The organism is Rhizobacter sp. P5_A1, from assembly GCF_056400745.1.
This window is the reverse complement of record NZ_JBFUKR010000053.1, coordinates 1-10972: the sequence shown is the minus strand read 5'-3', so window position 1 is coordinate 10972 and position 10972 is coordinate 1. Positions and strand designations below refer to the sequence as shown.

Below are 10972 nucleotides of genomic sequence, written 5' to 3'. Positions count from 1 at the left end.
CTTCCCATGTCCACCACGACGCCGGCAGCGTCGCCACCCAGCACGGCAGGGAGATCCAAGGGAATCAACTGGGCCATGTAGCCCTGGCGGACCATCAGATCGAAGGGGTTGACCGCAGAGGCTTCGATCTTGATCAGCACCTCGCCGGCACCCGGCTTGGGAATGGGCACTTCATCCATCGCGAATTGATCGACATCGCCGTACGAGTGGAGACGAGCAGCTTTCATGGTCGGGTACCTCGGGGAGTTGAAAGTGTTGTCAGACGTCGCTGGCGTCGCCCTGTAGCGCCATCCTGACCAAATCAGCCAGACTCGCATCGCACTCGAAACCGGCGGCCAGCGCGGCGTCGGTGCGCAGTTCGCCGAACGACCCGAACAAGGCCTCGATGCGCGGCTCGGGCTGGTACGTCACCAGCCGGTGCACATCCGCACCACTGACCTCGCTGATCGCCGTGACGAGCTGGCGCATCGAGAACCGCGACGTCGGCAGCGTGAACGTGCGCCGCCCCTCCAGCCCCGGCAGCGACGAAGCCGCAGCGTGAATGAGGTTCGATACCACGTTGGGCAGTGACGAAGCCCATGTCGTCGCTTCGGCCGACATCGGGCATGTGAAGGGTCGTCCGGCAGCAAGCTCGCGGATGATGTCGCTGAGAAAGGCCGAGAGCTGGCCGGTGCGTGCCGGCGGCCGCGCGAGCACGCCGGGGATGCGCAAGGAGCGTCCGTCGACCCAGCCGCGGCGACTGAAGTCGTCGATTAGGATTTCGCCCACCAACTTCTGTGCGCCGTAGGTCATCGCCGGACGCGGCAGGGCGTCCTCTGTCATCACCGGCGGCATCGCGCCAAACACGGCAATCGAGCTTGCGAACACGAACACCGGAGCAAAGCCGCCGGCCGCCACTTGCGCCTGCCCGCGTTCTAGCAACTCGATCGTGGCGTCTAGATTCACGCGACGGGCCAGCGCATAGTTGGCCTCGGCGCTGCCGCCAGGGATGCTGGCGAGGTGGAACACTGCATCCAAGCTCGAATTTGCGAGTATGGAGTTCAGCCAAGCCGGGTCGGCCAAGTCGCCAGCATGGCGGCGCAGGATTCCTTCCACGGGCGGCGTGCCACCGAAATCCAAGTCGAGAACACTCAGGCGCTCGATGCGATTCCCGTGGAGTGCGCCTTCGGCGAGCAGCCGCGCACTGAGCGCCCTGCCAACGAAGCCATTCGCACCCGTTATCAGCACATGCATGGTCAGTGCTCCTTAGCACGCACGACGCGCTGATCGATGAAGCCAAACGGCCCATCTCGCCCATCGGCGAGGCGTGCCTGCATACGGACGCGGTCGCCGAATTTCATGAACCCGGTGCGAATCTCGCCCAGGTCCAGCTTCTCGATCACGCGACGTTCCGCAATGCAGGCCGATCCAGCTGCGCGCGAGACGTTGGAAATGGTGCCCGAACCCACGATCGTGCCCGCAGCGAGCCTGCGCGTGCGCGCCGCATGCGCGACGAGCTGGCCGAAGTGGAAGTTCATCTCGCCGCCAGCAGGTTCGCCGAAGCGCTCGCCGTTCCACTGCACGTGCAACGGCATGCACACGCGCCCGCCGCTCCAGGCGTTGCCCAGTTCGTCGGGCGTGACCGCAATGGGGGCGAACGAGGTCGATGGCTTGGCCTGCAGGAAGCCAAAGCCGGTCTTCATCTCGTGCGGACCGAGCGCGCGCAGGCTCCAGTCGTTGGCTTGGACGATGAGGCGAATGCACTGCAGGGCCGCCTCGGGCGTGACGCCCATCGGCACCGGGCCGCAGACCACGCCGAACTCGCCTTCGAAGTCGATGCCGTGCGCCTCGTCGGGCATCGGTACGTCGTCCATCGGTCCGAGGAAGTCGTCGCTCGCACCCTGGTACATCACGGGTACGCTCTCGAAGTCGGGGATCGGCGGCGTGTTGAAGGCACGCTCCATCAGCCGGCCATGGTTGAGGAAGGCCGAGCCGTCCAGCCATTGGGGGCTGCGCGGCAGCGGCGCCGCGCATTGCTGCCCGTCGAAGGCGAAGGCCTGTGCGACGGCACCGCGGTTCAGCCGCTCGCTCAGCTCGCGCAGCGCCGGCGCAGATCGATCCCAGTGCTGCAGCGCTTCGAGCAAACTGGCGGCCACGTCGTCGGCCGTGGCGGCGCGAGTATGGTCATGCGATACGACGACCAGTCGGCCATCGAGGGCGTCACTCTTCAGGGTGGCAAGCTTCATGGGGTGGTGCCCACTCAGCGCTTCTCGATGGCGGCGGCGATCACCGGATCGTAGGTGCCGTCGATCAGCATGAACAGCATGCGGCACGGCTTGCCCGAACGGTTGGCCCAGGCGTGGTTCGTGCCACGCTGGATGACCACGCTGCCAGGTTTGAGCGGCACTTCGGAATCGTCGAGCACCAGCGTCATCTCCCCTTCGATCACCACACCGTAGTCGATCGACTCGGTACGATGCATCAGGGGGTGGGGCGAGTCGCGCTTGACGGTGGATGCGGACGCGTCACCCGCTTGGGTGAAGGCATCCTTCATCTGCGTGGCGCCCTGCGCGAGGAACTCGTTGGTGTCCGGCGGGATGTCGACGAAGCGCATGCGCGTGCCCAGCCTGGGCGGCGGCAGCTTCAACGGGCCGGTGGTGGGATCGGCCGCATTGTTCACAGGTGCCGGCGTGGCGTGTGTCTCCCACACCTCATGAAACACGGTGCCGGGGATGGCCTGAATCTCGACCACGGTGGGCAGCGGGCCATTGCTCGCGACGATCGCCTTGCCTTCGGCATCGTGGCCGGTGACGACGCGGTGGATCGCAGGAAAGGTCATGATGACTCCTGGGGACGATGAGAGATGGAAGACGCTTCGCGAACGCGGGACAGGCCCGGTCACTCTTCGAAGATGGCGACGGCGCGCGTCCAACCGGCACTGGCACCGCGGATCTTGTGGGGGAAGCAGCTGATCGTGAAGCCGTGGGGCGGCAGCGCCTCCAGGTTGTGCAGCTTCTCGAGGTGGCAGTAGCCGATGTCGCGCCCTGCCTTGTGGCCTTCCCAGATCAAGGCCTTGTTGCCTGTCTGCGCCACCTTCTGCGCGGTGAAGGAGAACGGCGCGTCCCAGCTCCACGCATCGGTGCCGGTGAGCCGCACGCCGCGCTCGAGGAGATACATCGTGGCCTCGTAACCCATGCCGCAACCGGCCGACAGGAAATCCGAGTGTCCGTAGCGCGAGCCGGCGCGCGTGTTGACGACGACGATGTCCAGCGGCTCGAGTTCGTGGCCGATGCGCTGCAGCTCGGCCTCGACGTCCGCCGCCGTCGCGACGTAGCCATCGGGCAGGTGGCGGAAGTCCAGTTTCACGCCCGCCTGGAAGCACCACTCCAGCGGCACCTCGTCGATCGTGATCGAAGGGCGACTGCCCCCCAGCTTCGCGTCCTGCGTGGAATGGAAATGCCAGGGCGCATCCAGGTGCGTGCCGTTGTGCGTGGTCAGCGTCACCCACTCGGCTGCCGCCGCCTCGCCATCCGGATAGTCCTCCAGTTTCGTGCCGGGCAGCATCGCCAGAAATTCCGGCAGCGTGTCGGCATGCTTCTGGTACGTGATCTTCGGCGCCAGCGGCGGCGGATCCGACAGCACATCGTTCTCGAGGTAGATCGACAGGTCGACGAAGCGGCGTGAGGTCTTCATGGGCAAGGTTCTCCGAGGGTGAGGACATTCAGGCCTGCGCCGATGCGGACGCGGGCCGCGGCGTGGCGGCACCTTCCCGCGGAAGTCGCGAGTAGCAGAAGGCCGCACAGCCGGCCAGCACGATGGCGGCTATGCCGAGGCTGCCATATCCAAAGAACTTGATCAGTGTCCCGCCGAGCACCGGCCCGATCGCCGAGCCCGTCATAAGCATGGCCGGCGTCGCTGAAAGCGCCCGCCCGGTGGGCTCCAGCCGCGCGAGCAGGCCGAACGCGAAGGTGTGCGAAAAGATCACCACTGCGACGAAGACCGATGCCGCAGCGCCATAGGCGAAGTAGGCGGTGGCGTTCATTACCGTCACTGCCAGCGCCGCCTGCACGAACGGCGCGCTTACCAGCACCCGGCGTGCAGGCAGGCGCCGCTCCAGCAGTGCGGCCAGCGGCGCCGGCAGCAGGTTGACGAAGCCCAGCGCAATCAACACGCCCGCGACTGCCTGGGCGCCGAAGCCGCGATCGATGCCGACCCGCTCGACGAAGCTGAAGACCATCGCCTGCGTGACCGTCACCAGCGCGACGCCGGCGATGCCGAACCACACCACGCGATCGAAGCGGGGCAGCGCCTGCGTCTTCGTTGCCCCAATGACGGGGGCCACAACAGTCGGGACTTCGGCCTTGGGAAAGGCAAAGAGGCTGACCAGCGCCGCCAGCGCCATCACCGCGCCGAACACGACGAACAGCGCCGGGCCGCCCGCCCTGGCGACGATCTGCGGCGTGAAGCCGAGGTAGAAAATCGCGGCGACGCCGAGCGCCGTGTTGACGACCGCAAACAGCCGGTGCGGGCGCGCGCTCAAGGCAATCGTGCCGTGTGTGACGCTCAGCGCCGCGCCGTTCGCCACGCCGCACAGTGCGTGCACGATCGCGAGCAGCACGAAGTCGGTCGTCAGCGAAGCCGCACCGAAGCCGAGTGCGCAGGCGACGAGACTCAGCGTCGCTACCGTACGGCCCGGCAGGCGGTTGAAACGTGGCGCGAGCACCAGGCTGGCCACCACGACACCGGCGAGAAATAGCGTTACCAAAAGGCCCGCCTGCTGCGGGTCAAAGTGGTAGCTCGCCACCAGCGTGCCCACCCAGACGGGCAGTGCCACAGCGTCCAGCATGCCGGCGCAGTGCGCCGCGGTCAGCCCAATGCGGCCGCGTGTCGAATCGGTCTTGATCATGATCTCACTCCTGCAGCGTAGCTGTCGTGGTTCAGATCGGCTGTGCCAGCGCCATCAGCGACTCGCGCATGATTCGGCCGTGCTCATCCTTGTCACCGCCGGCGATCTCGATCTCGCCGAGGCGGCCCGAGTTCTCGACGACCATTCGGCAGCGCTCCCAGCGCCGTGCCTCGAACGCCGCGATCGCGTCTTCGACGCGGCCGTGCCGCGCGACCTCCTCGGCCAGCACGATCGCATCCTCGATGCCGATGCACGCGCCCGAGGCCAGGTGCGGCGTGGTCGCATGCACGGTGTCGCCGATCAGCACGACACGCCCCTTGGACCAGGGTCGCTGCATTAGCAGTCCCTCGAGCGGGCGGAACACGACCTGCGAGTTCGGCCCCAGCCCGTCGCGGACGGCCTGCAATTCCGGCGCGGGGAAGCTGGCGAGCAGCGCGCGCACCTGATCGACGAAGGTCGCGGGATCGACGTGCTCGTTGACGGGCCTCGGCTCGACGACGAAGAGGTACATCTCGGTCTTCGACACCGGATTGACGCCCGGCTTGACGTTCGGACCGATCCACATCGTGGCCGTGCGGATCTCCGGCGGGCGCGGCACCACGGCGCGCCAACAGGCCTGGCCGGTATAGCGCGGCTTGGGAGCGTCGGGGAACAAGGCCTCGCGCAACTTCGAGTACAGGCCATCGGCGCCGATGACGAGGTCGTAGCGGCGGCGCTGTCCGTCGGTGAAGCTCACGTCGACACCGTCGGCATCCTGCTCGATGGCGGTGAAGGTGCAGCCCAGGCGCACCGCGGTGCCGGCGGCACGGGTCGCATCGGCCAGCAGCCGGCCCAGCACTGGTCGCATGATCGCGCCGCCGCCGGGGATGTCGGGGCCCGCGATGCGCGGTGTCGGCAGTTCGGCCATCTGCGAGCCGTGCGGCAGCCGCAGCGAGACACCGTCGTGCGCGGCACCGTGCTCCAGGAATGCATCGAGGATGCCGAGTTGCTTGAACGCGCGTAGCGTCGCTCCGCCGAGGCTGATGCCGGCGCCATAGTTGCGCCAACCCGGGTCGATCTCGACCAGGTCGACCTCGGCGCCGAGTTTGGCGAACTCGATCGCGGCCGACATCCCGGAAAATCCTCCGCCGATGATGAGGATGCGGCGTGCCGCTGTGGTCATGAGAGTGTCTCCTTCAGTGGGGTTGTCTGCGGTGGTTCAAGGTCGAGATCAGATGCAGTCCAACCGTGGGTGAGCACGAGTTCGCCCAAGGCGTCGACAACGAAGGGCAGTGCCTGCAGGCGCTGGCCAAGGCATGGACCTTGCACGCACAGGCCCGTGTCGGGTTCGAACAATGCGCCATGCGCGGCACACACGATGCGGTCGCCGGCGGCGTTCAGGTACGCGTCCTTGCGCCATGCCATCGGTGTCCCGGCGTGCGGGCAGAGGTCACGCCACACATGAAGCCTGCCGCCGCTGCGCACCGCGAAGAGCGCGTCCTGGCCAGCGCCCGCGGGGTCGTAGCCACGCGCGCCGCCGTCCGGCACATCACCGGCGTGGCCGAGGCGAATCGCACCGGCGTTCACCTCGTATCAGACATAGTCCCCGTTTGCACCGGTGCCCGGCCCCGGCGCCCACTTCTTGCGGTAGCCGAGCAGGAAGGCCTGCGAGTTGTCGGCGCCCATCGCCACATTGCGCGGCGTCCAGGTGGCGTCGTGCAGGTCCATGTCGGCGTCCATCTCCATGTGGCAACCGAACGGGCTATTGAAGTACCAGAACCAGTTCGAGCCCATCTGGTGGCGCCCTGGACCCCAGAACGGCTGGTAGCCCTTGGCGACGAAGCGCCAGCCGTTCTGCACCATCTCGCCCGGCCCCGCGAAGTGGAACGTGAAATGCTCGACGCCCTTCATGAAGGCAGGCGCCTGGATGAAGAAGTGGGTGTGGTGGTCGAGCGTGCCGGCGGGTTGCAGGAACGGGCCGACGCCGGTGAAACGGTCGGTGCAGCGGAAGCCGAGGCGTTCAACGTAGAAGGCTTCGGCCTTGGCCGCGTCGGTGACGAAATAGACGACGTGAGACAGCGTGCGCGGCTTGATCTGCGGTGCGCCGGCGTCGACGCCGAGCTGGTTCGCCGGCCGCATGAACGGCGAACCCGGCGCATTGGCGATCTCGCCAGCCTTCTCGAACGAGCGGCGCGTGCTCACCTGGAAGGCGATCGCGAAACCTTCGTCATCGACCGACTCGATCGAGCCGTCGGGCCGCTCGCGCACCTCACGGTCGCGCTTCAGTTCGGCGGCGATGGCCTCCAAATCGGCGCGGCCCGCAACACCCATCACGGTGCAGCGCAGGCGGCAGCCGGGCGCCGGCGGCGCCGGCGGCGCCGGCAGCGTCGGATCGTTCTCGTCGACGATGACGATCGCGGTGCCGTCCATCGCTTCGAAGCGGCCGCCGCCGGCGTCTGCCAGGCCGTAGTCGCGGAGGTACTGCGCACCGCTCGCCAGAGCGTCGACAGCGAAGACGAGTGTGTCCAGTCCGATGATGTTCATGAGATTCCTTGCTTGTGGGTTGAAGGGTCAGCCGGTCGTGGCTGCGGTGCGGCCGCCGAGGGCCTCGGCCACCCAGTCGGCGATGTAGTGGCCGGCGTTGATGCTGTTGTCGAAGCTCGCGTGCTGTACGCCGCCTTCGCGATCGGTGAAAACCTTGAGTTCGCGTCTCGGGCTGTTGACGAGCTGGTCGTAGGTCCGCTGTGCCCACTTCAGCGGGATCTGCGAGTCCTTCTCGCCGTGCGTGACCAGGAACGGAACGCGGATCTTTTCGACGACCCCGTCCAGGTGGACCTCCTCGGCGATGCGCATGAAGTCGTCGACGTCCTTCGCGCCCCAGACCCAGCACACGTGCGCCCAGTAGTGCGGCACCGGGAAGTCGCCTTCCTTCAGCAGGCGCTTCTTCTGCACGTCGCGCCAGTCGTGGTTGGCGCCCCAGCAGACGCCGGCCGCGAAGCGCGGCTCCATCGCCACCGCGCGCGGGCAGTAGTAGCCGCCCAGCGAAACGCCTTCGCAGCCGATGCGCTTCGCGTCGACATCGTCGCGGGTCTCCAGCCAGTCGACGATGCGGCTGGCCCAGTGCTCGGCATCGAAGCGCGCCGTCATGCCGTGCAGGCGCAGCGCCTCGCCGGTGCCGGGCTGGTCGACCACCAACGAGGACACGCCACGTCGAGCGAGCCAGGCCGGCAGGCCGACGCGGTACTTCATCTCCTTGGTCGAGTCCAAGCCATTGACCTGCACGAGGATCGGCGTCCTGCCCTGCACGCCTTCAGCCCGCACATGGAGTGCGGCGATGTGGCCGCCTTCATACGGGATCTCGACGCGCTCGCAGCGCTCACCTGCGAGCGTCACGCCTTCCGCGAACAGCGCGAGCTCGCGGCGGTACAGCGCGAGACGACCCGGAGCGTCGTGCGCCTGCAGCCGCTCGGCGGTGATCAGATAGCTGGCCGCTCGGCCGAGCTTCTCACCCGCGGACAGCAAGCGACCACGGGCCTTGTCCTCGTCGGCGAGCGTGCAAAGCTTGTCGGCCATGCGCACCCAGGTCTCGCGGAAGGCTTTCGTACCGGCGGCGTCGGGCGCCTTCGCGGCCTCCTGCAATGGCGCGCACATCTCCTCGATCTCGCCGATGCGCGCGCCCATCTCGATCGCGAGATCGACCGAGAGGTTCCAGACGTAGTTGGTGGGGAAGTAGCGAAACATGGTGGAGGTCGTTGGTTTCAGATTCGGGTCAGCGCAGCGGCGGGATCTGCCATAGCCAGCCGGCCAGGACGGCGATGGCGCACAAGGCTGCGACCACGAGAAAGGCACAGCAGCAGCGATCACCCCAATCGGACAGCGGGCGCCGCGCGTCCGCAGGAGCGCGCGCTTCGGCGTGTCGTGACTGATCGTGCATCGTGGTCTTGCGTCCGGTAGTCACAGGTCCAGCACCAGCCGCGCCGACTTGGCACGCGAGCAGCAGGGCGTGAACTTGTTGTCGAGCGCGTGCTCCTGGTCGGTCATGTAGACATCGCGGTGGTCCGGCGTGCCATCGATCACGCCGGTGAGGCACGTGCCGCAGACGCCCTGCTCGCAGGACACCGGCACCTCGATGCCCGCGGCGCCGAGCGCCACGACGACGCTCTCGTGCGACGCGACCTGGATCACGACGCCGCTCGAGGCGATCACGACCTCGAAGGCCCGGTCTCCTGCCGCGTTGCTGACGTTGCCGGCGAAATACTCGCGGTGCAGTGCCTGCTGCGGCCAGCCGGCCGCGCCTGCCGCCGTGAGCACCGCGTCGATGAAGCCGCCCGGCCCGCAGACATAGAGATGGTCGCCGGGTCGCGGATGCGCGAGGACAGCCTTCAGATCGAGCTTCTGCGCGGCCGCGGCATCGTCGTGGTGGAAGCTGACCTTGTCGGCAAACGCCGAGTTGCGTAGGCGCTGCGCATACGCCGTGCGGCCGATCGACCGGGTGCAGTAGTGCAGCTCGAACGCCGTGCCCTCGCCTGCCAGGTGTTCGGCCATGGACAAGATCGGCGTGATGCCGATGCCGCCGGCCAGCAGCAGGTGCCGGCCCGCATCGCGGGCGAGCTCGAAGTGATTGCGCGGTTCGGAGATGTCCAGTTCCTGGCCCTCGCGCAGCGCGTGCATCGCCAGCGATCCGCCACGCGAAGCCTGCTCGCGCAGCACCGCGATCAGGTAGTGGTGCGTCTCTCGCGGGTCGTTGCACAAAGAGTATTGCCGCACGATACCGCCGTCGAGGTGCACGTCGATGTGCGCGCCGGCGCTGAACGCCGGCAGGACCGCGCCATCGACCGCCACCAGTTCGAGGCTGCACACGTCCTCGGCTTCGATCGCCCGGCGGGCGATTCGCATGCGTCGTGTCGATGCCGTCACGCGCGGGCTTCCTTGTCGACCAGCGCCTGCAGCAGGCGACGCGCACGCACGGCCGCTGCATCGCCTGCGAGCAGCACCGGCTTCAGCGCGAACAGATCGGCACCGCCCATCTGTCGCGCCACCGCTTCGATGATTGGTTTGTCCTCGTGCTCGAACGGCCCGCGCAGCATCGCGACGTTCTGCGCCGCAAGTTCCTCCGCCAATGGACCCATCGCGCGCGGGAAGGCAATTGAATAGAAATAGTGCGTGCGTCCGTGCGTCTCCGGCGTGAAGCAGTGCGCCTGATGCGACACGACGCCCTGCTCTATCGGCCGGCCGCTGGCCACGCCACCGGCCCACAAGGCCATCGTGGCCGGCGCGTTCCAGCGGACGTGCAGCCAGCGGTCGATCGGGCCTTGCGGCACCTGAAAGGCCTCGCGCAGGAAGTCCGGTGCCTGCACGTCGTTCGGCATGAAGCGCTTGCACCAGACGGTCTCGCCGTCCTGTTCGGACTCGACCTTGCCGCGCCGCACCGCATCGCTGGCGAACAGCGGGTGCATAAACTCGATGTGCGAGAGATCGAGGATGTTGTCGATCTCGAGCTCGTACGGCGCGTCGACCACCATCGAGCCGGTGCCGACGGCCCAGTGCGCTGGATCGTTGAAGGGAGACTCCGGGATCGACGCAGCATCGGCCCGTGCCGGGTCGCCCATCCAGATCCAGAGCGCGCTCGGTTTGCCGCTCGCATCGCGATAGAGGACAAGCGGCTTGTCGAGCAGCGTGCGCGCGAGCAGCGTGCCGGCCGGCAGCTCGCTCGCCCACGCGGCGACGGTCCAGGCGTTGCGGAGGTAAGTCAAGGCAGCATCTCCTCAGGGGTCACTTGCGAAGGGATCGAGGCGGACGCTCGAGCCGTGCCGGCCGACGCCAGGCGCCGCGGCTTCAACAGCAGGTGGGCCAGCGCTGGCAGGAGCACCATGGCGCCGAGCATGTTCCACAGGAACATGAACGCGAGCAGCAGGCCCATGTCGGCCTGGAACTTGATGGGGCTGGCGACCCAGGTGACCACGCCGATGGCCAGCGTCACGCCGGTCAGCAGCACCACCTTGCCGGTGAACAGCAGCGCGCGGTAATAGCTCTCCGACAGACTCTTGCCCTCGCGCAGCTGCGTCAGCGTGATCGACAGGATGTACAGTCGACAGGATGTACAGCGCG

The 10972-nt window shown here is 67.4% G+C and carries 13 protein-coding genes; all 13 read right to left on the bottom strand.

Translation table 11 applies throughout. From position 1 onward, the window contains the following. Positions 1–227: alcohol dehydrogenase catalytic domain-containing protein (locus tag AC1DTW_RS27610; protein ID WP_477985153.1), on the bottom strand; the 227-nt coding region annotated here is incomplete at its 3' end. Between the two features lie 31 nt (positions 228–258). After that, positions 259–1233, bottom strand: a complete 975-nt coding sequence (locus AC1DTW_RS27605) for an NAD-dependent epimerase/dehydratase family protein (RefSeq protein WP_477985151.1) — start codon at positions 1231–1233, stop codon at positions 259–261. A gap of 2 nt (positions 1234–1235) precedes the next feature. Then, on the bottom strand, positions 1236–2225 hold the full coding sequence (locus AC1DTW_RS27600) for a fumarylacetoacetate hydrolase family protein (RefSeq protein WP_477985155.1): 990 nt from the start codon (positions 2223–2225) through the stop codon (positions 1236–1238). A gap of 14 nt (positions 2226–2239) precedes the next feature. Continuing rightward, positions 2240–2818: a cupin domain-containing protein gene (locus AC1DTW_RS27595; RefSeq protein WP_477985149.1), complete on the bottom strand. Its 579-nt coding sequence runs from the start codon at positions 2816–2818 to the stop codon at positions 2240–2242. Between the two features lie 59 nt (positions 2819–2877). Next, positions 2878–3672, bottom strand: coding sequence for a cyclase family protein (locus tag AC1DTW_RS27590; RefSeq protein WP_477985147.1), 795 nt, complete (start codon positions 3670–3672; stop codon positions 2878–2880). Between the two features lie 28 nt (positions 3673–3700). Further along, positions 3701–4885, bottom strand: a complete 1185-nt coding sequence (locus AC1DTW_RS27585; RefSeq protein ID WP_477985145.1) for an MFS transporter — start codon at positions 4883–4885, stop codon at positions 3701–3703. A gap of 31 nt (positions 4886–4916) precedes the next feature. Further along, positions 4917–6047: an FAD-dependent oxidoreductase gene (locus AC1DTW_RS27580; protein ID WP_477985144.1), complete on the bottom strand. Its 1131-nt coding sequence runs from the start codon at positions 6045–6047 to the stop codon at positions 4917–4919. Next, positions 6044–6451 carry a Rieske (2Fe-2S) protein gene (locus tag AC1DTW_RS27575; RefSeq protein WP_477985142.1) on the bottom strand — a complete coding sequence of 136 codons (408 nt, stop codon included), beginning with the start codon at positions 6449–6451 and terminating at the stop codon, positions 6044–6046. Before AC1DTW_RS27575 ends, AC1DTW_RS27580 begins: the two co-directional genes overlap by 4 nt. Positions 6452–6457: 6 nt before the next feature. Then, positions 6458–7408: a VOC family protein gene (locus AC1DTW_RS27570; RefSeq protein WP_477985140.1), complete on the bottom strand. Its 951-nt coding sequence runs from the start codon at positions 7406–7408 to the stop codon at positions 6458–6460. A 27-nt stretch (positions 7409–7435) separates the two neighbouring features. Continuing rightward, positions 7436–8605, bottom strand: coding sequence for an alpha/beta hydrolase family protein (locus tag AC1DTW_RS27565; protein ID WP_477985138.1), 1170 nt, complete (start codon positions 8603–8605; stop codon positions 7436–7438). Between the two features lie 213 nt (positions 8606–8818). Further along, positions 8819–9760: a PDR/VanB family oxidoreductase gene (locus AC1DTW_RS27560; RefSeq protein ID WP_477985136.1), complete on the bottom strand. Its 942-nt coding sequence runs from the start codon at positions 9758–9760 to the stop codon at positions 8819–8821. Positions 9761–9777: 17 nt separating this feature from the next. Next, positions 9778–10617 carry an aromatic ring-hydroxylating oxygenase subunit alpha gene (locus AC1DTW_RS27555; RefSeq protein ID WP_477985134.1) on the bottom strand — a complete coding sequence of 280 codons (840 nt, stop codon included), beginning with the start codon at positions 10615–10617 and terminating at the stop codon, positions 9778–9780. Further along, positions 10614–10972 (bottom strand): MMPL family transporter (locus tag AC1DTW_RS27550; protein WP_477985132.1); only part of this gene is annotated, 359 nt, incomplete at its 5' end. The genes AC1DTW_RS27550 and AC1DTW_RS27555, both read right to left, overlap by 4 nt.

Coding starts and splice junctions, on each gene's coding strand:
- AC1DTW_RS27605 (WP_477985151.1), bottom strand. CDS start 1,233: ATGCATGTGCTGATAACGGGTGCGAATGGCTTCGTTGGCAGGGCGCTC.
- AC1DTW_RS27600 (WP_477985155.1), bottom strand. CDS start 2,225: ATGAAGCTTGCCACCCTGAAGAGTGACGCCCTCGATGGCCGACTGGTC.
- AC1DTW_RS27595 (WP_477985149.1), bottom strand. CDS start 2,818: ATGACCTTTCCTGCGATCCACCGCGTCGTCACCGGCCACGATGCCGAA.
- AC1DTW_RS27590 (WP_477985147.1), bottom strand. CDS start 3,672: ATGAAGACCTCACGCCGCTTCGTCGACCTGTCGATCTACCTCGAGAAC.
- AC1DTW_RS27585 (WP_477985145.1), bottom strand. CDS start 4,885: ATGATCAAGACCGATTCGACACGCGGCCGCATTGGGCTGACCGCGGCG.
- AC1DTW_RS27580 (WP_477985144.1), bottom strand. CDS start 6,047: ATGACCACAGCGGCACGCCGCATCCTCATCATCGGCGGAGGATTTTCC.
- AC1DTW_RS27570 (WP_477985140.1), bottom strand. CDS start 7,408: ATGAACATCATCGGACTGGACACACTCGTCTTCGCTGTCGACGCTCTG.
- AC1DTW_RS27565 (WP_477985138.1), bottom strand. CDS start 8,605: ATGTTTCGCTACTTCCCCACCAACTACGTCTGGAACCTCTCGGTCGAT.
- AC1DTW_RS27560 (WP_477985136.1), bottom strand. CDS start 9,760: ATGCGAATCGCCCGCCGGGCGATCGAAGCCGAGGACGTGTGCAGCCTC.